This window comes from Mesonia phycicola, from assembly GCF_900141885.1.
Classification (GTDB): Bacteria; Bacteroidota; Bacteroidia; order Flavobacteriales; family Flavobacteriaceae; genus Mesonia; species Mesonia phycicola.
Genome location: NZ_FQYY01000006.1, coordinates 160,617 through 184,036, shown reverse-complemented (window position 1 = coordinate 184,036; position 23,420 = coordinate 160,617). Strand labels below are relative to the sequence as shown.

At 32.4% G+C, this 23,420-nt stretch carries 17 protein-coding genes; 2 read left to right on the top strand and 15 right to left on the bottom strand.

All coding sequences use genetic code 11. From position 1 onward, the window contains the following. Nucleotides 1-105: 105 nt before the first annotated feature. From BUC03_RS10475 to BUC03_RS10425, 11 genes are all read right to left on the bottom strand, one after another. Nucleotides 106-4,929, bottom strand: a complete 4,824-nt coding sequence (locus BUC03_RS10475) for a fibronectin type III domain-containing protein (protein ID WP_073151477.1) — start codon at nucleotides 4,927-4,929, stop codon at nucleotides 106-108. A gap of 393 nt (nucleotides 4,930-5,322) precedes the next feature. Continuing rightward, nucleotides 5,323-7,500 carry a fibronectin type III domain-containing protein gene (locus BUC03_RS10470; protein ID WP_143159180.1) on the bottom strand — a complete coding sequence of 726 codons (2,178 nt, stop codon included), beginning with the start codon at nucleotides 7,498-7,500 and terminating at the stop codon, nucleotides 5,323-5,325. Nucleotides 7,501-7,686: 186 nt separating this feature from the next. Further along, nucleotides 7,687-8,502: an enoyl-ACP reductase FabI gene (locus BUC03_RS10465; protein WP_073151472.1), complete on the bottom strand. Its 816-nt coding sequence runs from the start codon at nucleotides 8,500-8,502 to the stop codon at nucleotides 7,687-7,689. Nucleotides 8,503-8,552: 50 nt separating this feature from the next. Further along, nucleotides 8,553-10,205: a DNA repair protein RecN gene (gene recN / locus BUC03_RS10460; RefSeq protein WP_073151469.1), complete on the bottom strand. Its 1,653-nt coding sequence runs from the start codon at nucleotides 10,203-10,205 to the stop codon at nucleotides 8,553-8,555. Between the two features lie 64 nt (nucleotides 10,206-10,269). Next, entirely contained in the window at nucleotides 10,270-11,160 is an 891-nt protein-coding gene (gene porD / locus BUC03_RS10455; RefSeq protein WP_073151466.1) for a type IX secretion system protein PorD, read from the bottom strand. Next, on the bottom strand, nucleotides 11,147-12,349 hold the full coding sequence (gene coaBC / locus BUC03_RS10450) for a bifunctional phosphopantothenoylcysteine decarboxylase/phosphopantothenate--cysteine ligase CoaBC (RefSeq protein WP_073151463.1): 1,203 nt from the start codon (nucleotides 12,347-12,349) through the stop codon (nucleotides 11,147-11,149). Before coaBC ends, porD begins: the two co-directional genes overlap by 14 nt. Before the next feature lie 6 nt (nucleotides 12,350-12,355). Beyond that, on the bottom strand, nucleotides 12,356-12,682 hold the full coding sequence (locus tag BUC03_RS10445) for a DNA-directed RNA polymerase subunit omega (RefSeq protein WP_073151460.1): 327 nt from the start codon (nucleotides 12,680-12,682) through the stop codon (nucleotides 12,356-12,358). 3 nt (nucleotides 12,683-12,685) lie between these two features. Beyond that, nucleotides 12,686-13,507 carry an outer membrane protein assembly factor BamD gene (locus tag BUC03_RS10440; RefSeq protein ID WP_073151789.1) on the bottom strand — a complete coding sequence of 274 codons (822 nt, stop codon included), beginning with the start codon at nucleotides 13,505-13,507 and terminating at the stop codon, nucleotides 12,686-12,688. A 90-nt stretch (nucleotides 13,508-13,597) separates the two neighbouring features. Continuing rightward, nucleotides 13,598-14,476 (bottom strand): 4-hydroxy-tetrahydrodipicolinate synthase, encoded by an 879-nt coding sequence (dapA, locus tag BUC03_RS10435; RefSeq protein WP_073151457.1) that lies wholly within the window; start codon nucleotides 14,474-14,476, stop codon nucleotides 13,598-13,600. 19 nt (nucleotides 14,477-14,495) lie between these two features. Then, nucleotides 14,496-14,999, bottom strand: coding sequence for a DUF6913 domain-containing protein (locus BUC03_RS10430; protein ID WP_073151453.1), 504 nt, complete (start codon nucleotides 14,997-14,999; stop codon nucleotides 14,496-14,498). A gap of 146 nt (nucleotides 15,000-15,145) precedes the next feature. Beyond that, complete coding sequence (locus BUC03_RS10425; protein ID WP_073151451.1) at nucleotides 15,146-17,014, bottom strand: M61 family metallopeptidase; 1,869 nt, start codon at nucleotides 17,012-17,014, stop codon at nucleotides 15,146-15,148. Nucleotides 17,015-17,166: 152 nt separating this feature from the next. Between BUC03_RS10425 and BUC03_RS10420 the strand changes: the two genes are divergently transcribed. Continuing rightward, nucleotides 17,167-17,931, top strand: coding sequence for a 5'-nucleotidase C-terminal domain-containing protein (locus tag BUC03_RS10420; protein ID WP_073151448.1), 765 nt, complete (start codon nucleotides 17,167-17,169; stop codon nucleotides 17,929-17,931). Nucleotide 17,932: 1 nt separating this feature from the next. Further along, nucleotides 17,933-18,844, top strand: coding sequence for a bifunctional metallophosphatase/5'-nucleotidase (locus BUC03_RS10415; protein WP_073151445.1), 912 nt, complete (start codon nucleotides 17,933-17,935; stop codon nucleotides 18,842-18,844). A gap of 17 nt (nucleotides 18,845-18,861) precedes the next feature. Here BUC03_RS10415 and BUC03_RS10410 read toward each other — a convergent pair whose 3' ends face one another. From BUC03_RS10410 to BUC03_RS10395, 4 genes are read right to left on the bottom strand one after another with little or no spacing between them, the layout of a single operon-like run. Further along, nucleotides 18,862-20,292 (bottom strand): cysteate racemase, encoded by a 1,431-nt coding sequence (locus tag BUC03_RS10410; protein WP_073151442.1) that lies wholly within the window; start codon nucleotides 20,290-20,292, stop codon nucleotides 18,862-18,864. A 43-nt stretch (nucleotides 20,293-20,335) separates the two neighbouring features. Beyond that, nucleotides 20,336-22,330 carry an NAD-dependent DNA ligase LigA gene (gene ligA, locus BUC03_RS10405; protein ID WP_073151439.1) on the bottom strand — a complete coding sequence of 665 codons (1,995 nt, stop codon included), beginning with the start codon at nucleotides 22,328-22,330 and terminating at the stop codon, nucleotides 20,336-20,338. Nucleotides 22,331-22,352: 22 nt separating this feature from the next. Beyond that, nucleotides 22,353-22,718 (bottom strand): DUF1304 domain-containing protein, encoded by a 366-nt coding sequence (locus BUC03_RS10400; protein ID WP_073151436.1) that lies wholly within the window; start codon nucleotides 22,716-22,718, stop codon nucleotides 22,353-22,355. A gap of 37 nt (nucleotides 22,719-22,755) precedes the next feature. After that, nucleotides 22,756-23,373, bottom strand: a complete 618-nt coding sequence (locus tag BUC03_RS10395) for an LOG family protein (RefSeq protein WP_073151433.1) — start codon at nucleotides 23,371-23,373, stop codon at nucleotides 22,756-22,758. Between the last annotated feature and the right edge of the window lie 47 nt (nucleotides 23,374-23,420).

The window sequence follows — 23,420 nt, the reverse complement described above, 5'->3', positions numbered from 1 at the left end:
ATAATGTAATTTAAATTCTTAAATCATTTTTTTGCCAAGTATTATAAAACAAAAAAAGCCTAGCAATGCTAGACTTTTTTTATCACTATAAAAGTTTCTTACTTTTTATTCTTTAATAATTTTAAACATCTTAGAAGATTCATTTATAATAACTTTTACTATATAAGGTCCTGTTTGTAATCTTGATAAATCAAGATTAGTTTTCAAACTATTAGGCTTTACTACCAATACTTGTTGACCTAATAAATTATAAATAGAAACTTCATTTATTTGAACACCAGCATTTAATGTTAACATTTGAGATACTGGATTAGGATAATATTTAAAGTTATTAAATAAATTATTATTAACTGATAAATCATCTTCGGTTACAAAATCAACTTTTGCTGACCAATCGCTTTCATTATTAGCATCACAATAAGTTTTCACATAGAAATCATAATTTGTGGTTTGTGTTAATCCTGTTACAACAACAGAAGTTACTCCTGAAGATACAATACCACTAGATAAAGGCATATCTACTAAAGGATCATCTCCGTCTGTCATTACATACCATTCATATCCATTGGTTTCATCTGGAGATGCTGCCCAAGAGAATTCAGCTGTAGTAGTTTGAACATCTACTAATGTAACTGTTGTTGGAGCATCACAAGATGCTAATGTAGTTACTTCTACTTTTGCTGACCAATCGCTCATGTTACTAGATCCACAATCCGTTTGAACGTAAAAATCATAAGATGTCATTGTTGCTAAACCTGTTACAGTAACTGTTGTAACTCCTGTACTTACATTACCACTGAATAATGGCATATCTACTAAAGGATCATCTCCATCTGTCATTACATACCACTCATACCCATTAGTTTCATCAAGAGAGGCTGTCCAAGAAAATTCAGCTGTAGTAGTTTGAACATCCACTAGTGTAACCGCCGTTGGAGCATCACAAGGAGGACCTAACGTAGTTATATCAACTTTAACAGACCAGTCACTATCATCTGTACTACAAGAAGTTTTAACATAAAAATCGTAACTTGTCATTGGCGTTAACCCTGAAATAATCACGGAAGTTACTCCTGTAGCTACACTTCCATTAAATAAAGGCATATCTACTAACGGATCATCTCCATCTGCCATTAACACCCAACTATAACCTCCTGTTTCTAATCCATTAGTTTGCCACGTAAATTTAGCGGTAACATCTGTAAGAGCGTTATTGAAAACACTTGATGGAGGTGTACACGGATAATCATCTGTTATAAAATCTAATGTAGCACTCATTACACTTATTGTGGTTCCTCCACAATCAGTTTGTATGTAAAAGTCATAAGATGTTCCTGGTGTTAACCCTGTAACTTGCACAGTTGTTACACCTGTAGCTACTGTACCGTTAGTCACTGGAGTATCTACTAACGGATCGTCTCCATCTGTCATAACATACCATATATATCCATTCATTTCATCTGCAGAAGCTGTCCAAGAAAAATCTGCTGTTGTCAAGGTAAATCCAGTATTTGTAATTGCCGTAGGCAAATCACAAGGTGGCAATGCAGTAGTAAAATCAATCATTGACCATGATCCATCTAAAGAACATATGGTGCGGATGTAAAAATCATAATCTACCCCTGGCGACAAACCAGAAACTGAAATCGATGTGGCACCTGTACCTAAAGTACCAGTTGTAACTGGTGTATCTACTCCAGGAATATCTCCATCTAACATGATTATATATTCATAACCATTAGTTTCATCTAGAGATGCTGTCCAAGAGAAATCTGCAGTTGTTGTCGTAATGTTTGAAGAGGTTATATTTGTTGGAGCTACACAACTATAATCGAAAATATCAACATCATCTATTGAGATATCACTTTCATAATCATTACCTCTAATTGCTCTAAAACGTACTTGAATCGTTCCTGTATAAGAAGATAAATCTACAGTTGCTAAGAACCAAGCATCTGCTTGAGCTGTTTGTTGACCACCAACTAATGGTGTCATAACATTATTATTCCAAACACTACCATCATATACATCTACGTGTAATTCTCCCATATCTCCAACTGTACTACCATTAAACATATGGTAATAAAATTCTAATGCAGGAGAAGATAATGCACTAATATCTATAAATGGACTATATAATTCTGCTACGTCTCCACTACTACCACTAGATCCTTCTGTAAAGAAGAAATTCGTACCACTATACGCTTGGTTTGGCCCTGTTCCGCTAGATGGTGTATCATCATCACTAATATCCCAACCATATGAACTTTGAATAGTATACCAACATTGTGAATCATTAAAAGTAGTGGTAGCAATATGAGTTTCTACATTTTCAAAAAATGGTGCAACAAATGCTGCACAAGCAGTTGTAAATGTATATGGACCTGACCAAGCACTAGAGCTAGTTGTAGAACAGTTTGTTTTAACATACACATCATAATCAGTTGTACCTGATAAGCCTGTTAGAGTTTCTCCCAAAATACCGTCATTATCAACAATAGTAGCTATTGCAGCAGTAGAGCCTTGAGTATATCCAGACAATCCATATTCAATCTCCCATTCTGTAGCAGCTGGGGTATTATTTTCTGTCCATATAATATCAGCATTTGTTGCAGTGATATTATTAACTGCAATACCTGAAGGCTGAGTACAAGACGGTGGAGTAAACTCAAACGCTCCTACATCTGGTGTTGTTGAACTTCTAGTTACTCCATTAATATCTAGAGTTACGACTGTTAATGGTGTTCCTAAATTATCTATTGCCCCATTATTAGGAGATAATTGCCCCGTAGATGCTCCTCCGAATATTGGATCTGCATCTAAGGAATTTGCATCACCACTAGTTGCCGTTTGCCAATCCAACAAGGTAGTTTGAGCACTTCCTAAATAACCTAAATGATTTGTTCCAGCAGAAGCATTTATATATAACACATTATTATTACTAATAATACTAGATGCTGCTGTATTAAAATATAAACAATACTTAGTACCTGTACCACCTCTTGTAATAGAAATAATATTGTTAATAAATTCAATATCTGATGCTGAACCTGTCTGGTAAAAACCTCTAGTAGTACCTGAAGTTGCTCCTTGAAAATCTAGCGAAATGGTGTTATGGTAATAATGCACTCCGTCACTTCCGCTATTATATATTCCATAATTAGTTCCTCCTACACCATTAATATTATATATAATATTATTAGATACCACATTGGCATTTCCTGCAGCGGCATCTGTTAAAGTATGATAAATAGTGTATGCTGTACTAGTTGCAGTAGGCTCACTAGTAAACGCATCATGAATCATATTAGCATCAATAATATTTCCGCCGCCGTTTCCTGTAAAGTACAATGCATAAAATGAACTTACATTTGCTCTATTTTCTCTATGAATATCATTACCACTAATAGTTGTGTTTTCTACATCGTTATTGTATATCCCGTAATAATAAAAATCTTGAATCACATTATTAGATATCGTATTATTCATAGCACTTCCAGTAGATTCTCCACTAATACTGATTCCGTAGTATCCACCAATTATTGCGTTTCCAGTAATAGTAACGTTACCACTGTTTCCATCAGTAACAGCACTAGTTAGACTTCCTGAAACAACAATACCAGCATTATCTGAACCTGAATCTGCTATTGCAGAAGTTAAATCTATAGTATTGTTTGTTATACTATTAAAATTAGCTCCATTAGTAAGTTGAATAACAAAATTATAATCTACATCTTGAGTTACAAAATTGAAATTATTAAGAGTCACATAATCTGCTCCATCTAGTAAAAATAAATTTCTATTTGATGAATCTGTAGTAGAAGTTACAGTTTCTCCATTACCATTAAAAGTTATCGTATTAGTTGCACTAGCACCAGTTACTTCATTTAAAACTAATTGTTCATTATACGGTCCTGAACCACTCATTAAATTAAAAGTAACCGCAGAAGAAATACCACAAGTATTTAGGTCTGCAATTGCTGCTGAAATAGTTGCATAATCACCTGTAGCACCAATATTATATGTTCCTGTTAATTGAGAAAGACAACCTGTTGAAAATGCAAAAGGACCTTCCCAAACACTTTGATCTGTACCTCCACAATCCGAACGTACGTAAAAATCGTAGTTTGTAACTTGTGTTAGAGATCCTGCAGTTGCACTAGTTGTTAAAGACGTTCCTGTACTAATAGCTGTAGAAATATCTAGGGTAGAACCTGAAGCCATTACAGCCCATTCGTAACCACTAGAAGGCACAATGGCTGGAGCTGTCCAAGAAAAATCTGCAGTAGTTGCTGTAACCGAAGTATTAGAGATACCTGTAGGTTTAATACATGTAGGAGCTTCTGCAATTGTTAAATCATCAATCGCTATATCACCATAAAACGAAAACCCTGATGTAGTAGTAACCTCTTGGGCTCTTAATCTTAATTGTACTGTATTACCTACAACATAATTTAGTAACATAAAGGTATGATTCTCCCAACTCGCACTTCCTGTATTTACTAATCCTACTTGATTCCAAGTTGTGCCGTCATAAGCTTCAACGTGTAATTCATTGCCTGGCGAATACCCCTGTGTACACATAAACATATAAAAACTTAATTCAGGAACTGTAAGTGCACTTACATCTATCAAAGGTAGTTCTAAAGTAATAGTTTCTGCTGGAGCGATATTTGTCATATCTACCGCTGCAAATTCACCAGCACCTGTTGTATGATCTGATGGAGATGCAGTACATTGTGACGTATTCCAACTAATAGTACCATCAAACTCCCAATCATTGCTAGAGTTTTGCGACCAACAATTAGGAATGGCTCCTGAATCAAAATTTTCTGTAAATGGAGCTAATATCGAGCTACACCCAGTTTGTGAATATCCTTGCCAGCTTATTAAAAGAGCAAAGAAAAATAGTGGAGTAATTTTTTTCATGTGTGAAATTTAAGTTAAACTATTGGTTAAAATAACAATAAAATGTTAACAAAAAACAATAAATTCAACAAAAAGCAAGTTAATCGATTAAATGTTTAAAAAAAACGATGTAAATTGATACTTTATTGAAAATATATCACAAATAGCTAAAAAGATCATTTAACTATTAATCAACTTCACATTATTAATTCTTTGTCATCTATGTAAGCTTTTATATAACTTCAGTTTGTTTAATCATTAATTTCGATTAGATTTTACGATTTTATTTCTTGTTGAAATAACTACACCATTACTTAAATTCTCTAATAAATAATTTAATAAATTCAAAATATTAAAACAAAGAAAGCCTAGCAATGCTAGGCTTTCTTTGTCACTATAAAAGTTTCTTACTTTTTACTCTTTAATAATTTTAAAGGTTTTAACTGCATTTTCTTTTTGCACTTTTACTAAATATACTCCAGATTGTAAGCTCTCTAAATTCATACTTACATTTAAATCTTTTGGATTTAGTGTAAACACTTTATTTCCTAAAATACTATAGATTGATATTTTCTCAACTTTAATATCTGCTGTAAAGTTTAGTATATTTCTAGTTGGATTAGGATATAATTTAACATCACTAAGTATTTCTGATGAAACATTTAATGTTCCTGTTGTAAACATTTCTGGCCCCGTCCAATCACTATCTACAGAAGAACAGATTGATCTTACATAAACATCGTAATCTTCTTCATATGTTAAACCACTTAAAGTTTCTCCTAAGGTACCATCGTTATCCATTACTAATGTTCCCGCTGTTGTAGGATCAAACCCTGTAACGCCATAAAGTATTTCCCATTCTGTCGCACTACCGTTCTCTGTCCAATTAATTTCTGCTGTTGTTCCTGTTATATTAGTAACTGAGATAGATGTTACTTCCGGACATAATGTAGTAAACATTACTGGTCCTACCCAACCACTATTTAAAGACGAACAAACAGATCTTACGTAAACATCGTAATCTTGCCCTTCTGTCAAACCGCTTAAAGTTTCTCCTAAGGTACCATCGTTATCCATTACTAATGTTCCCGCTGTTGTTGGATCAAACCCTGTAACGCCATAAAGTATCTCCCATTCTGTTGCACTGCCGTTCTCTGTCCAATTAATTTCTGCTGTAGTTTCTGTTATATTAGAAACTACAATATTTGTAGGGTCATCACACGTTGGTGCTGCCACAATTGCTACATCTTCTATAAAAAAGTCATAATCAGCTGTATCATCTACTGTACCTTCTGAAGCCCAAAAAGCTATTTGTATTGTACCTGTATAAGCTGCTAAACTAAATGATTCTTGCTGACCTGCTAATGCAGCTACGTTAGAAGCATTATAAGTTGTAATGTTTTGCCAAGTGGCTCCTCCATCTGTAGTAATTAAAACTTGAACCTCATCATCTGTAGTTGCCATACCACCATCTTCATTAGCTACAGAATCGTCATAATCTGTTTCTGCAACTTTATATTCTAAGTTAAAACTTCCAGATGTTATATCTATTTCTGGAGAAATAAGCCATTCTTCTTTACCTGTATACCATAAATTAATTTTTGCTGAAATAGTATTACTACTATCATTTAAGTAATCACCAAAGTTCCAGTTTCCTGAACCAAGAGAACTAGGACCTGTTGTAGGTGTGCCACTACCTGCTTCTTCCCAACAATTTGGAACAGAAGTAGTACCATTAAAATCTTCTAAAAATGGAGTTGTAAAAATGGCACAAGGGGTAGTAAATGAAAATGGACCAGACCAACTACTTAAATCTCCATTACCACAATCTGATTGAACATAGAATTCATAATCAGTAGCCGAGCTCAACCCACTAACTGTATATGGATTAGTTACACCAGTAGTTGTAGCAACTCCAGTGGGTGATGTTCCTGCTGTAACCACTTCAATATTCCAAGAAGTAGCGGTTCCATTTTCTGTCCAAGATAAATCTGCTCCTGTTGCAGAAACATTGGTTGCAGATAAACTGGATGGACTTACACAAGTTGGTAACTCATCAACCATAACATCATCAATTCCTAATCCATATGCCCAATCTCCATTGTCATTATATAGAAAAGAAATTAATACATTACTTTGCCCTGCATAGGTTGTTAAATCTAAAGTTTCATTATTTAACCAACCCGAATTACTTGTTAAAGTAGATTCTGTGGTCCAAGTAACTCCACTATCTGTACTAACTTCTATAGTGACTGTCTCTGAATTAGGAAAATACAAAGAATATGTCAATTCTACTGTAGTAAGTGTCGATAAATCTAGTGCAGGTGTAATTAACCTATCTGCAGACTTATCACAATTACAATCATCATCATTTGTATATGCAAAATTTGTATGTGCTGAGTAACTAAAAAAAAGAGAAGATGCTGATGTAGCATCTCCGACAGACCAAATTCCATCTGTTGATAAACCAGTCTCCGTCCATCCTGTTGGCAATCCATTTGCCCCCATTGTTCCCTCAAAATCTTCGTCTAATACTTGACTTATACTTATAGATGAAATAAGTATAAAAACCAAAAAAGTAATTTTATTCATATCAACGTAATTATAGTTAAATTCCAATTAAATATATCAACAATTAACATAACAAATAACACAAACTATAATAAAAAAACAAACTTTAACATAAAACAAACTTTAACATAAAACAAACTTTAACATAAAACAAAAAAATCGCCCAAAGGCGATTTTTAAATATCATACATAAATGTATATTAGATTTTACTCTTCAATAAATCTACTCATTACTTTTTGACTTACTCCCATGTTAGAGAAACCTCCATCATGAAATAAGTTTTGAAGAGTTACTTTTTTAGTTAAATCTGAAAATAAGGTTAAGGTATAATCTGCACATTCATCTGCTGTTGCATTACCTAATGCTGACATTTCATCTGCATATTTAATAAAACCGTCAAAACCTTTTACTCCTTGTCCTGCAGTAGTTGGTGTTGGAGATTGAGATATTGTATTTACTCTTACTTTTTTCTCTGTTCCGAAGAAATAACCAAAACTACGTGCTATAGATTCTAAGTATGCTTTATTATCTGCCATATCATTATAATCTGGAAAAACACGTTGTGCAGCCATATAAGTAAGCGCTACAATACTTCCCCATTCATTCATTGCATCTTTTTTGTATAAAGTTTGCATTGTTTTATGAAAAGATACTGCAGAAACATCCCAACCTTTTGCTGTCCAATCGTAATTTTGATCTGTATAACGTTTCCCTTTTCTTACATTTACAGACATACCTATAGAGTGAAGTACAAAATCTAATTTACCCCCTAAAATTTCGGTAGCTTTTTCTATTAAGTTTTCTAAATCTTCAATATTTGTAGCATCTGCGGGTATAATTTCTGCACCTGTTTTTTCTGCTAATTCTTTAATAGCTCCCATACGCATGGCAACAGGAGCGTTGGTCAATACAAATTTACCTCCTTGTTCATGAACTTTCTCTGCTGTTTTCCAAGCTATTGAATTTTCATCTAAAGCCCCAAAAATAATTCCTCTTTTTCCTTTTAATAAATTATATGACATGGTTTCTATTTTAATTGTCTTTTGAAGCGGTAAATATAATAAAACATCTGTTAGTTAAGTAATTCTTTTGCGTGTGCAATTGCTGATGCCGATTTTTCTTTACCGCCTAGCATTTCTGCTAATTCTTGTACACGTTGCTCTTTATTTAACTGTAAGATATTGGTTTTTGTTATATTATTTTCTGCTGCTTTAAATACTTTAAAGTGATGATTTCCTTTTGCTGCAATTTGCGGTAAATGTGTTATAGAAATTACTTGCATATCTTCTCCCATAGCACTCATAATAACTGCCATTTTTTGAGCAATATCTCCAGACACCCCCGTATCTATTTCATCAAAAATAATAGTAGGTAATTTGCTATACCTAGCCAAAATACTTTTAATAGCTAAGGTAATTCTAGATAACTCTCCCCCAGAAGCTGCTTTTTTAATATCATTAAAACTACCTCCTTTATTGGCTGCGAGTTTCCATTTTATTTCGTCTGATCCTGTGGTATAAAAGTTATTAGTGTTATTTAATTCTACTTTAATCTTAGCATCTGGCATACCTACCTGCGTCAAGATCTTTTCTGCAGATTTAACAAAACCTGGAATTACTTTTTTACGCTTATCAAATAATTGTGTAGCTAATTTCTGCGTTTTAGTTTTAGATTCTTCTATTTTTAAATTTAAAGCTTCTATTTCTTCTTCTGCATTATCTGAGGTTGCTACTTTTTCTTGCAAACTGTTTTGAAGCTGTAACAAATCTTCTACACTATCTAAATGATGCTTTTTTTGAACGCTATATAATTGCTGAAGCTTCTCATTTACATACATTAAGGTTTCTGGATCTGCTTCTACCCTATTTTCTAAACGCTCAATTTCAATAGTCATATCTTCTATCTCTATTAAAACACTTTGAATACGCTCTGACAAAGATTGATATTGCTCTCCATAATTCTCTAATGCTAAAAGTCTATTTTTAACTTCTTGCAAAATACTTACTGCACCTAATTCTTCTTGCTGTAAATGGTGTGCTGCAGCAGATAAATTTTCTTTTAATTCTTCTACGTTACTTAATTCTTGGTATTGAGTTTCTAACTCTTCCTGCATACCTTCTTTTAAGTTTATTTCTTTTAATTCATTTAATAAAAATAAATTGTAATCATAAGTAGCTGCCGCTTCTCTTTGATTTTCTTTTAAATTATTAAGCTGCTGAATTAATTGCTGATATGCTTTATAAGAAGTTCTATAATTTTGAAGTAGCTGTTTGTTATCTGCAAGCGCATCTATTACTTGAAATTGATAATCTGACTCCCCTATAGATAATGTTTCATGCTGACTATGAATATCTACCAACAAATTACCCAAAACCCCGAGCTTTTGAAGAGTTGCAGGCGTATCATTTATAAAAGCTCTAGACTTACCAGAAGGTAAAATCTCTCTTCTAATAATAGTTTGCGACTCATAATCTAAATCATTTTTTTCAAAAATAGATTGTAAATCGTAGGCTTCTATTTGAAAAACTCCTTCAATTACACATTTTTTTTCTGGATTTCTTATTGCGCTTAAATCTGCCCTTTTACCTAATAAAAGTGACAAAGCACCTAAAAGTATAGATTTTCCTGCTCCAGTTTCTCCTGTAATAATGGTAAACTGGTCTTGTAACTGAAGATGCGCGTCTTCAATTAATGCAAAATTCTTTATAGAAAGTGATGTTAACAATTCTCTAGTTTATTTTTTAAGTAAATATACGAGGGAATTTTTGCTTATAACAAGGAGAAGAAAATTAATTTTTAATAGAACCCCATTTGTTGTTATAAAATGGAGCTATACGTCGTAAATCATTTAATACTTGAGTTAAGTCTATTTTAGGACCGCCATTAAATATATTAGTAATTTCATCTGCTTTAGCGTCAAAAAAAGTACGCAATAAAAGTGAATTTGGCCTAGAGCTATTTACTTGTTTGAGTAAATCTATAGATTCTATAATTTTATTTTTAGATGCGTCTACATCTTTGTGCATCGTATCTAAACCTTCTCTATGATAAACATACAGCACTTGTCTAAATTTTGTAAAATTATTAGAAAGTAAATCTGAATTTAAACGAAATCTAGATTGATTACCATCTGAAGATTGCCAACCTTGTCTACCACTTTGTTGTGCGGTATTTACAATTAAATTAGCTTCTTGAAAATGAGCTGTACCTCCCATAGGAGAAAAAGTATCTGCATCTATGCCTAAGATAGTATATATATAAAAACTAATGGTAGAAACTAAATTAGAAGAATAGGTATTTGGGTTATAATTTAAAGGTTGAAATTCTGTATATGAAAAATTAAATTGATCATCCTTATAATTAAATATTGGGGTAGAGATGTTTGAACCATAAACCGGTCTTGATGCTTGTACTTGAATTGTTGCCGTAAAATTATCTGAATCATACTCGGTAACATTTATAAAAAAGTTACAAGTTATTTTTTCAAAATCTTCTAAGTCATTATCTGTCCAAGTGTTTTGATTTACTAAATCTTGAATTGATTTTTGTAAGGTTTTAAAAATAGAAAGATTAGATTTACCTGTCTGATTAGTGTTTACAGTAACTACAGAGTTAAATTCTTGAGCAAAACTTGCTAAAGAAATAAATAATAACAAAAAAGTAAGCTTAATCTTTATCATAGTAAATCACTTCATTTAAAATGTCTTTTGCCACCTCTTCTTTAGGTTTCAACTCAAATTCTTTTATCTTATTAGCGTAAATAATTTTTATTTTATTGGTGCTTTGTTTAAAACCTGCACCTTTATCATTTAAAGAGTTTAAAACAATAAAGTCTAAGTTTTTACGCGCTAATTTACCTTTTGCATTTGCTTCTTCATTTTCTGTTTCTAAAGCAAACCCGATTAGTATCTGGTGCTTTTTCACTTCTCCTAAAGAAAGCAAAATATCTTTGGTTTTCTCTAATTCAATAGTTAATACAGCAGATGCTTTTTTAATTTTTTGACTTGCCACATGCTTTGGTCTATAATCTGCAACCGCTGCTGCTGCAATTGCTACATCTACATCTGTAAAATATTGATGTGCGGCAACATACATTTCTTGTGCACTTGTAACTTTAACTAGTTGCACTGAACTGTTGGTAATAGTTAATGATGACGGACCACTAACTAAAATAACCTCTGCCCCTAAGCTTGCTGCTTGCTCTGCAATAGCATACCCCATTTTACCGCTAGAATGATTACCTATGTAACGTACGGGATCTATAGCTTCGTATGTTGGACCTGCGGTGATTAGTATTTTTTTTCCGTAAAGTGGTAATTGACTTTTAAGATCGTTTTCTATAAAGATTAAGATTTCTTCTGGCTCTGCCATTCTACCTTCTCCCTGTAAACCACTTGCTAATTCTCCAGAACCAACGGGTATCATTTTGTTTTGAAAGTCACTTAATTTATTTAAACTTGCTTTGGTAGATGGATGCTTATACATATCTAAATCCATTGCAGGTGCAAAATAAACAGGACATTTGGCAGAAAGGTAAGTAGCTAGTAATAAATTATCACTATGCCCATTTGCCATTTTAGAAAGTGTGTTGGCTGTTGCTGGTGCAATTAGCATAAAATCTGCCCAAAGCCCCAATTCTACATGATTATTCCAACTTTCTCCTTCTTCATTAGTAAATGAAGAATATACTTCATTTTTAGATAAAGTAGAAAGGGTAAGAGGAGTAACAAACTCTTTAGATTCAGGAGTCATTACTACTCTTACCTCTGCTCCGGCTTTAATAAAAAGCCTAACTATATAAGCGGTTTTATAAGCAGCAATACCTGCTGTTACACCAAGTAAAACTTTTTTACCGCTCAAAACAGCCATATTTTTTTACTCTAAGTTACTTTTTGTGTCTCTAAAGTAAATTTTATCTTCTAACCACTCTTGTACTGCCAAAGATTGTGGCTTAGGTAGTCTTTCATAAAACTTAGAAACTTCTATCTGCTCTTTGTTTTCAAAGATTTCATCTAAGCTATCAGTATAAGTGGCAAACTCATCTAATTTCTCTAACAACTCTTTTTTAATTTCTGTATTAATTTGAGTTGCTCTTTTAGAAATAATTGAAATTGCTTCATAGATATTATCTGTAGGCGCATCTACTAAGTTTTTATCTATAGTAGTTGTGTTTACAGGAGCATCTGTCTTCTTTAAATCCATAGTTTATGAATTAGTGTTATTTATTTGTTGTCTTTGTTCTATATCTGCTGAATATTCTTTTGCTTGTTGAGCAAATTCACCTTCAGGATAATATCTTATATAATCTTCAAAATATTCTTTTGCTACTTTTAGTCTTTCTGGCACTAATTGCTGGTAACTTCTAATAGCCAAAGTATAAGCTGAGTCAAATTTATAAAAGTATGCTTTCTCTAAATATTTAGATCCTGGGTTATCTTCTATAAAATTATTTAATGCTGCAATAGCTGCTTTATAATCTTCTGTATGATGATATTGTTTAGCTATCTCATAAGATTTTTCATCTAATTTATCTCTTAAATTAGCCATATACTCGTTAGCATCGCCAATAAATTCTCCATCTGGATATTTAGAGATATATTCTTGAAATTTATCTATTGCTTTATAAGTTTCTGTTTGATCTAAACTAAATCTTGGAGAAACTTCATAATAACTTTTAGCACTCTTATAATAAGCTTCTTCTACTTTTTCACTTCTAGGGTATGCTTTTGTAAAACGCTCAAATTGGTAACCTGCATCAAAAAAACCACCTAACTCGTAATATGTGTTAGAATAGATATATGCCAAACGTTCTCCTTGAGGTTTCCCTCGGTATTGTGGCACTATTTGATCTAACAAACGAAGTGATTTTTTTAACTTACTATTCTTACCCTCTCTAATCCCCTGATTATAAAGACTGTCTGCCATAGCATATTTTGCTTTGACATCGTCTTCTTTTAAAACTTTTTGATACTCACTACAAGCACCTAAAGTTAAAACGGTTAGAAGAATAAAGGTTATATTACGCATTTTTAAAAACATCTTGCAAAAGTACTTTAATATTATGGATTATAAAAATTTAATTAAAACCCAAAACAGCTGCGTTTATTGTACTAGACCTTATTTATTTTGATCTACAAACTCGCTTAATTTTGAGCTTAATTCTTTACTTGCTTCTATTAGTGGTAATCTAACAAAATCTTGTGTTATCTCTAGTTTTTTGGTTACAGATTTGATTCCTGCTGGGTTTCCTTCTTCAAAAATTAAATCTATAGAAGGAGCTATTTGGTAATGAATTTTATAAGCTTCGTCTACATTTCTACTTAAACCGTGCTGTACCATTTGAGCAAATTCTTTAGGAAAACCTTGCGCTATTACAGATATTACTCCTGCACCTCCGGCTAATACCATTGGTAAAGTAATCATATCATCTCCAGAAATTACTAAAAAATCATCTGGTGTTTGGTCTATCATTTTCATAGCCTGCACTATATCTCCAGCTGCTTCTTTAATTCCTATTACATTATCACAGTCTTTAGCTATTCTTGCAACTGTCTCTGGTAACATGTTAGAACTTGTTCTACCTGGTACGTTATATAGAATGACTGGTAACGGAGAGGATTGTGACACTTTTTTAAAGTGCTGGTAAATACCTTCTTGTGTAGGCTTTACATAATATGGTGAAACAGAAAGAATTGCATCAAAACCTTCTAGATTTTCATTTTGTACAGCATCTGCTACTGCTTGCGTATTATTGCCACCAATACCTAAAACTAGAGGTAATGCGCCATTATTTTCTTCAACAATAGTTTTCTTTACTAATTGTTTTTCTTCATTAGTTAGTGTTGCATATTCTCCAGTAGTACCTAAAACTACTAGGTAATTTATTCCATTTTCTTTTTGAAAACGTACAAGACTTCTTAGAGCTTCTACATCTACAGAGCGATCATCTTTAAAAGGGGTAATTAACGCTACTCCAGTACCTAAAAACTTTTTCATTTTATTGTTGGTTAATTTATTATTGGTTTATAATTGCTAAATATTTCTTTAATTCTTTAATAAAAACTTCAACTTTTAAAGGGTCTACTTTAATAGACAAATCATTTAAACCTTTTTTTACCGAGGGAGAAAAACCTATTTTCATGTTTGATGAAGCACAAGCTCCCAAAATAGATAATTCTGGTTTTTCTAAATTGAAATAATTTATTAATACATCAAACTTTTCTTGCTGAAAGTTAGCAGCTTCTGTCATTGGTTTAAACTTACCTCTCCAGCTTAAATCTTTTTTATTGTAGGTGAGGTAATTTTCTATTTCGGTTTCAGAAAAAATAATAAGTTGATATTTTTTTGTAATTGCAGCTAGTTCTTTTTCTAACAAAGCTAATTTCAAACCTAATTCTAACAATGATCCATCTAAAATGACTCCCATTTTTTGAATAGATTTTACTGCTTTAGGTTGGTGTTGAAGTATACAATTTTCAACTACTTTTTCTGCTGATTTAATTTTTAATTTCTGAAACATTTATTTTTTTGATAACAGCCCCGCAAATGTAAGATTTATAATAGAAATTTAATCTTTACTTTACATCATTTTTAAAGCTTATACATACAAAAAAAAGCTGCCTATTAAAGACAGCTTTAAAAATTTATACTTTATTACTATCTAGTTTAATTACCTAACCAAGCTTTTCTAAGCTTTACGCGTTTATCATCACTAGATAACTCCATTTCTTGTAATGCAGTTTGTGAACCCATTGGGGTTTTGTAGTTTGCTTCTAAATTTATTTTCTTTCCATCTCTTTCTACTTCTATAGTAACTTTATCTCCTTCTTTTAACGCCTGAGAAGTCATAATTAAACCATATACATTTTCTATGGTATATGCTGTTCCGTTCATAGAGATTATAGTGTCTTTAGGTTTTACTCCTAATTCTTTTAAAAATGAATTAAACACAATACCTTCTCTAAAAAATAATTCTTTAGTTTGAGGGTTACCATCTATATATGGTTCTTGACCTTTTAAAAACATTCCTGTCTCTACTTCTGTTTGCATTTCTGCTACTCCAACTTTTTCAAAGAAAGTGTTGTACGGTATTGGCGTAGTTCCGCTTACGTAATCATTAAAAAATGATTGAATTTCTGGATAAGTTAACTCTACAATTGCAGGTATTAAATCTTCATCGTTAAATGGTTTATTTTTCCCGTATTTGTTACTTAATTTCTTCATTAAGTCTAAAATACCCATTTCTCCATTACTTAATTCACGCAAACGAATATCTAAAGACATACCTATTAAAGCTCCTTTTTGATATACATTATAGTAGCTGCTTTCATATTTTTCATCTAAAATATTTTCACTCATCACTGTAAACGGCATAGTATCATCAAAAGATTTTGAAGAAGCTATTTTCTCTGCCATACGATCATAAAAAGACTGGTGATCAATTAATTTTTGGTTTACTTGAAATAAGTTTGCAAAATATTCTGTAACTCCCTCGTACATCCAAAGGTGTTGAGACATTTCTGGGTCGTTATAATTAAAGTAGTGAACTTCGTTAGAATGTACACTTAACGGAGTAATTATATGAAAAAACTCGTGAGAAACTACATCTTTCATCGTTTCATTTAAACGCTCTATTCCCATAGATTCTGGCAACACCACGGTGGTAGAAGTGTGATGCTCTAATGCACCAAAACCTTGAGCATCTGGTTTATTAATATCTGACAAGTATAATAAAACCGCATAGGTTCCTGTATTATCAAAATCTCCTAAAAAGCTTTTTTGCGCCTGCATCATTTCTTTTAATTTAGGAGCAACATCTTGTACAGACACCATTTTATTTGGAGAGTAAACATCTAATTTCACCTTCATGCCTTGCATTACAAAACTTGTAGTATCTGGTACAGAATACATAATTGGATGATCGGTTACTTGAAAATAACGATCTACATTAAACTGATCTGTTACATAATCTACACCTTCTTCTGTCTCTACCTCTATTTTTGTTAGAGATGTCCCTGCATTTAAGTTTTTAGGATGATTAATTAGTAATTGGTATGGCTTTTCAGACAATCCTTCAAAATAACCTACAAAACCATGTAAATTCAGCATAAAGTTTTCACCAGCAGCTATATTAGTTCCTGCTGGAGAGAAAACACCCTCTTCCCCATCTATATCATAAGTATCATTTACCCAATAGGTAACTTTATCTAATGCTATTGCATTGCTAATTTTCCAAGAGTTATCATCTAATTTAGTAACAGATAACTCATTACCATCGTAATCTAATGCTTTTAAACCTTCTATAAATTTCCCGTAATTATCTGTAGAATAAGTACCTGGCACAGTTTTAGGAATATAAAATGTAGTTTCTGGGGTGATAAATTTACCCGGATCTACACTTACCATTACTTTATCGTCTTGAACATTTACTAAATCTAATTTAGCTACTACTAAATCTTTATTAGCTTCTTGTTGCGTTGATTTACAACCTACTAAGGCCGCTACCATAGCAACAGCATACATTACTTTTTTCATTAATTTAGTTATTTTAGTCAATAAGACTACAAATTTGACAAAAAGTTACATCACTTACTACAATAATTGCATAATATATTTACGTTAGCTTTTTATGTTTTAGTAAAAAGATTACATATTCTCTTTTTATATTCGCATATCAATTATTTCTTATGAAACTATTTTTAAAAGCTAGCTGCATTTTTGCTGTTAGTATATTCTATTCTTGTAAAGACCAAGCCTTAGCGGTTGCTAAAATTGAAGGAGAAGAAATTCAAGTAACAGATACTATTTCTTCTAATGCAGAGTTAGATCAATTTATAGCTCCCTACGCAGAGCACATTAACAAAGAAATGAGTACAACGCTAGCTTATGCTCCCAAATCTCTCTCTAAAAGTGATGCCAAATATAACACTGCAATAGGTAATATGGAAGCAGATGCTGTGATGGAAATGCTTACTCCTATTTTTGTTTCAAGAATGAATGACAGCTTAGATGTGGTTTTGTTAAATTATGGAGGTATTAGAGCTAGTATTAATAAAGGAGATGTCACCACTAAAACAGCCTACAATATTATGCCTTTTGAAAATGAAGCAGTGGTAGTTAAACTAAGTGGTAAAACTATGCAAGAGCTTTTTCAATACTTAGCAAAAAACCAAACGGCACACCCTTTAGCTGGTGCTCAACTTATACTCAATGCAGACGGAAGCATTCAAAAATCTTTGATTCAAAAAAAACCTATTGATACCAACCTGACTTATTATGTTGCTACTAACGATTACTTACAATTAGGTGGTGATCATATGGACTTTTTAGCAAAAACAGATACTGTAATTAATATGAACTATAAACTAAGAAATCTTTTTATAGATTATTTTAAAAAGAAAGACACTATAGCTCCAGTTAGAGATCAACGTTTTATAAAGTTAGAAAAGTAAGATGAAAAGAAAAACCTTTATACAAAATACAACAGCAGCCGGAATTTTAACAGGAATTGGAGGCTTAGGCTTACTTTCTTCTTCTTTTAAAACAGCTAGAAAACACATTACTATTTTACACACTAATGATGTGCATAGCCACATACAGCCTTTTCCGGTAGATGACGCAAAATACCCTAACTTAGGTGGCGTTTCTAGAAGATATACACTTATCGAAAGTATTAGAAAAGAAAACCCAAATACGCTTCTTTTAGATGCTGGAGATATTTTTCAAGGTACTCCTTTTTTTAATTTTTATGGTGGTGAACTTGAGTTTAAGCTTATGAGTAAACTTAAATATGACGCTGCTACTTTAGGTAATCACGATTTTGATAATGGTATCGATGGTCTTAACGCTCAATTACCTCACGCAAACTTTAGTTTTATTAGCTCTAATTACAACTTTACCAATACTGTACTCGATGGAAAAGTAAAAGATTACCAAATATTTACAAAAGATGGTGTAAAGATTGGCGTTTTTGGACTGGGAATTGAATTAGACGGATTGGTTAGTAAAAAAAATTACAAAGAGACCAAATATTTAAATCCTGTTGAAATTGCTCAAGAAATGACAAAAAAACTAAAGCAAGAAGAAAAATGCGATTTGGTTATCTGTCTTTCTCATTTAGGGTACAGCTATAAACACAATAAAATATCAGACCTAAAATTAGCAGAACAAACTAAAGATATAGATTTAATTATTGGTGGCCACACCCACACTTTTTTAGAAAAACCAACTATTGTAGAAAATATGATAGGTAAAAAAGTTCTTGTTAATCAAACTGGTTGGGCAGGTGTAAACTTAGGTAGAATTGATTTTTATTTAGATGAAGAAAATAACATCTCTGCAGACGGAATTGCTATTGAAGTTTAAATAATTTTGAAATTAATTTAGTCTTTTAGAGTAGCTAACTCTACCACTTTTTCTGCTAAAATTAAAGTAGGGTCTATCAAAGGTACAGACCTATCTTTATCGTTTATTTCTTTAGTATTTGTAAATAAAAGTGGTAATTCTGTACAACCTAAAATAATAACTTGCGCTCCTTCAGCTAGTAAATAATTAACTCCTTTCATAATTTCTTCTTTACAAGAACCGGTAGTATACCCAGCTTTTACGCCCAAATCTCCATAAATACTTTCCATCACATGGTTTTGATGTACCTCATCTGGAATTACAACTTGAAGTTCATACTTTTTAAGTACATCTAAGTAAACATTACTTTTTACTGTACCAGTGGTAGCTAGTAAACCTACTTTTGTATTTTTTCCATAATTTTTCAGAATAAACTCCGCAGTTGTAGTAATCATATTCACAATAGGAATATTTAAATGCGCTTGAATTTCTTTTACAAAAGCATGTGCGGTATTACAAGGTATAGCTATTGCGTTAGAGCCTGCGGCTTCTAATTTTTTACAAGTAGAAAACAAAGCAATGGTAGGGTCTGTTTCATTCAAAATTAAATTGGCAGTTCTATCTGGAATTTGCGGATTTTGCTCTACCACCATTTTAATATGGTCTTGATCTTTAGCTGCAGGTGTACTTAAAATAACTTTATTCATAAAATCTACCGTAGCAGAAGGCCCAACACCGCCAACAATGCCTAATTTAAATGGTTGACTCTGAGATTTAACATTACCTATTTGTAATGCATAATTGGCATAAACCTCATTCACATCTATAATAGAAATACCTCGCTTTCTTAACTGATTTACAACAAGAGAAATTTCTGTAATACAAGGTAAAATAACCTTACAACCTTTTTCTTTTAATTCTAAACAAGCTTGATACACAAACTCGAGTGGCAGACCGTCTAAATTTCCGTTCTTTATGCCAGTTTTACCGTAAATTGCATCCATAAGTTTAGCCTGATTGCTAGGGAAAACCAACTCATAATCTGCCAAATGCTTATTAAGTAAAAACGATTCTTTTACAAAATTGGATGTTAACACTCCTACTTTTGCTCCTTTTTCAATTTTTGAAGTTAAATGATGTGTAATTGCATGAAAAATATTAACAATAGAAATAGTAGTTTCTTTCTGTAATTCTTCTAAAAACGAATGACTTGCAAAACATGGCAATAAAATTTTAGAAACCTCTTTAACTTCAAAGTTCTTGCAAATAGAAAACGTATAAAATTTTCTAGATTTTATATCTTCTTCTTCGTGTAGAGCAGATTCTATTTGGCGGTAAGGTTGCTGCTCAAAAATAAAATGATATTTATTTTGATGATTTAAAACCTCCTGATTTTTTAATAGCTTAAAAAACAAATCTCCCCCAGAAAGGGTACCTAAACCTCCAATTACCGCAATTTTCTCCATCATTTCACTTTTATTTTGAAAAGTTTTTCACCTACTTAGATGTTAATTATTCTACCATTGCTAGAAAATCATCTTCAGAAATAATTGTTGTTCCTGCTTTTTCTGCTTTAGCTAATTTACTTGGCCCCATTTTATCTCCTGCCACTAAATAGTTGGTTTTAGTAGAAATAGAACTAGTTACTTTACCACCATTAGCTTCAATTAATTTTTTTAATTCTGAACGTGATATTTTTTCAAAAACTCCAGAAATAACAAAAGTACTTCCGTTTAATTTATCGGTTTGCCCAGCCAATTCTTCTTCAGAAATTGCTAATTGCAGTCCGTGAGATTTTAATCTATTAACTATTTCTCTGTTTTCTTCCACCGCAAAAAAGTCGACTACACTCTCTGCAATCTTTTCTCCTATTTCATCTACGCTTACCAAGTCTTCTTGCGTAGCAGCTTCTATAGCTTCAATCGTTTTGTAGTGTTTGGCTAATTTTTTAGCTACGGTTTCACCTACATATCTAATCCCTAACGCAAATAAAACTCGTTCAAAAGGCACTTGGGTAGAATCTTGCACACCTTTAATTAAATTTTCAGCAGATTTTTCTGCCATACGTTCTAAAGGTAGAATTTGCTCTTTTTTTAATTCATACAAATCGGCATAATTTTCTATAAGATTTTCTCGAACCAATAAAGCCACTGTTTCACCACCTAAACCTTCAATATCCATTGCTTTACGCGAAATAAAATGCTGAATTCTACCTATAATTTGAGGCGCACAACCATTATAATTTGGGCAATAATGTTGCGCTTCTCCTTCTTTTCTTACCAATTCAGTTCCGCATTCAGGACATTCTTCAATATAATTTGTAGGTTCAGAATCAGGATCACGTTTAGTAAAATCTACTGCTATAATCTTCGGAATAATCTCTCCGCCTTTTTCTACAAACACCTCATCACCTTCTCTTACATTTAACTTTTCAATTTGATCGGCATTGTGTAAAGAAGCTCTTTTTACAATAGTTCCTGCCAATTGTACCGGCGCTAAATTGGCTACCGGAGTAATAGCTCCTGTTCTCCCAACTTGATAAGTTATTTTTTCTAATTTAGTAGAAACCTGTTCTGCTTTAAACTTGTAAGCCATTGCCCAACGAGGAGATTTTGAGGTATAACCTAACTCATCTTGATGGTTTAAATTATTTACTTTAATCACCACACCATCTGTCTCGTAAGGTAAATCGTGACGATGTGTATCCCAATATTCTAAATATTTCATGACCGCATCGGTCGATGTTGCTAATTCTGCTTCTTGCGGAACTTTAAAACCCCATTCTCTTGCTTTTTGCAATCCTTCAAATTGTGTGGTAAATGGTAAATTTTCACCAACAATACTATATAACAAACAATCTAAAGGTCGTTTAGAAACCTCGGCACTATCTTGTAATTTTAAACTTCCAGAAGCGGTATTTCTTGGGTTCGCGTAAGGTTCTTCTCCGTTTTCTACTCTTTCTGCATTCATCTTCACAAAACCTTCGTAAGGCAAAACAATTTCACCTCGAATATCAAATTTTGGCGGGAAATCACCTTTCAGCTTTAACGGAACTGAACGAATGGTTTTTACGTTATTAGTAACATCGTCACCTTGTATTCCATCTCCTCGCGTCACTGCACTAACTAACTCACCATTTTCGTAAGTTAAACTTATAGAAGCACCATCATACTTAAGCTCACAAGTATATTCTACCTCGTCTTCAACCATTTTTTTTATTCTAACTTCCCAGTCTTCTAATTCTTCTTTTGAGTAAGAATTAGATAAAGAATACATTCTATGTTTATGAACTACGGTTGCGAAATTTTTGGTTACTTGCCCGCCTACACGAAGAGTTGGAGAGTTAGCATCGTAAAACTCTGGATGCTTATCTTCTAACTCCTGTAATTTTTTCAGCAACATATCAAAATCATAATCTGATATTTCTGGCTGATCTAATACATAGTAATTATAATTATGTTGACGAAGCTCTTCGCGAAGCTCATGTATTTTTTGCTCAGTATTCATGAATAAAAACGGGTATTGTAAATTAAATATTGAAAATAACGATTACCATAGTGATTATGGCAGGTAAAGATTGCACAAAAAATATTTTTTTACTTACGGTTAGAGAGCCGTAAATACCAGCTATAACCACACAAGCAAGAAAAAATAAAGCTATATTATTTTGCCAAACCTTATTTTCTATAAAAAAAGACCAAATAAGTCCTGCTGCTAAAAAACCATTATACAAACCTTGATTAGCAGCTAGTATTTTTGTTTTAGGAAATAAATCTTTAGGTAATTCTTGAAATGCTTTTGGCCCTTTAGACTCCCAAGCAAACATCTCTATCCATAAAATATATAAATGAAAAAAAGCTATAAAACCTATAAGAGCATTAATTAATAACTGCATTATAATAGAGATTTGAATATGAAAATTTAATAATTTATTAAGTCTGCTCTTTATCGGTAAGCCATTTAGTTTCTACTTTAGACTCATAGCTATGCATTTTATCTAATAAAATTTCTATAGAGTCTGAAACTAAAATAAGAGCTAGTGTTTCATTTTTTAATAAACCTTTAGTTACCATGTTATTAAACATCATTAACAAATCGTTATAGTAACCTTCGGTATTTAAAATGCCAATTGGTTTTTTATGCAAACCTAATTGTGCCCAAGTAAGTATTTCAAAAAACTCTTCAAACGTACCAAAACCACCAGGAAGCATGATAAAACCATCGCTCATCTCGTGCATTTTTAATTTACGCTCGTGCATATCTTGCGTGGTAATTAAGTCGGTAAGATCTCGATGTACAATTTCTTTGGTTTTTAAAAACTCGGGGATCACACCAAACGCAAGTCCGTCGTTTTCTAAAGCTCCTTTTGCTACTTGCCCCATTAAGCCTAGTTTGCTTCCGCCGTAAACTAAATCTATATTTTTATTTGCCAACGTTCTTCCTAGCTCGTATGCCTGACTATAAATAAATTCATCGTTACTATCGCTGCTTCCGCAAAATACTGCTATGCTTTTAATAAAGTTCACAGCAGGTTTTTCAGTTGAATTCATATGGATTATTTTTTCTGAATAAGTATTCTTTTTATTTCCAACTTAAG

Coding starts and splice junctions, on each gene's coding strand:
- BUC03_RS10475 (WP_073151477.1), bottom strand. CDS start 4,929: ATGAAAAAAATTACTCCACTATTTTTCTTTGCTCTTTTAATAAGCTGG.
- BUC03_RS10470 (WP_143159180.1), bottom strand. CDS start 7,500: ATGAATAAAATTACTTTTTTGGTTTTTATACTTATTTCATCTATAAGT.
- BUC03_RS10465 (WP_073151472.1), bottom strand. CDS start 8,502: ATGTCATATAATTTATTAAAAGGAAAAAGAGGAATTATTTTTGGGGCT.
- porD (WP_073151466.1), bottom strand. CDS start 11,160: ATGATAAAGATTAAGCTTACTTTTTTGTTATTATTTATTTCTTTAGCA.
- coaBC (WP_073151463.1), bottom strand. CDS start 12,349: ATGGCTGTTTTGAGCGGTAAAAAAGTTTTACTTGGTGTAACAGCAGGT.
- BUC03_RS10445 (WP_073151460.1), bottom strand. CDS start 12,682: ATGGATTTAAAGAAGACAGATGCTCCTGTAAACACAACTACTATAGAT.
- BUC03_RS10440 (WP_073151789.1), bottom strand. CDS start 13,507: ATGCGTAATATAACCTTTATTCTTCTAACCGTTTTAACTTTAGGTGCT.
- dapA (WP_073151457.1), bottom strand. CDS start 14,476: ATGAAAAAGTTTTTAGGTACTGGAGTAGCGTTAATTACCCCTTTTAAA.
- BUC03_RS10430 (WP_073151453.1), bottom strand. CDS start 14,999: ATGTTTCAGAAATTAAAAATTAAATCAGCAGAAAAAGTAGTTGAAAAT.
- BUC03_RS10425 (WP_073151451.1), bottom strand. CDS start 17,014: ATGAAAAAAGTAATGTATGCTGTTGCTATGGTAGCGGCCTTAGTAGGT.
- BUC03_RS10420 (WP_073151448.1), top strand. CDS start 17,167: ATGAAACTATTTTTAAAAGCTAGCTGCATTTTTGCTGTTAGTATATTC.
- BUC03_RS10415 (WP_073151445.1), top strand. CDS start 17,933: ATGAAAAGAAAAACCTTTATACAAAATACAACAGCAGCCGGAATTTTA.
- BUC03_RS10410 (WP_073151442.1), bottom strand. CDS start 20,292: ATGATGGAGAAAATTGCGGTAATTGGAGGTTTAGGTACCCTTTCTGGG.
- ligA (WP_073151439.1), bottom strand. CDS start 22,330: ATGAATACTGAGCAAAAAATACATGAGCTTCGCGAAGAGCTTCGTCAA.
- BUC03_RS10400 (WP_073151436.1), bottom strand. CDS start 22,718: ATGCAGTTATTAATTAATGCTCTTATAGGTTTTATAGCTTTTTTTCAT.
- BUC03_RS10395 (WP_073151433.1), bottom strand. CDS start 23,373: ATGAATTCAACTGAAAAACCTGCTGTGAACTTTATTAAAAGCATAGCA.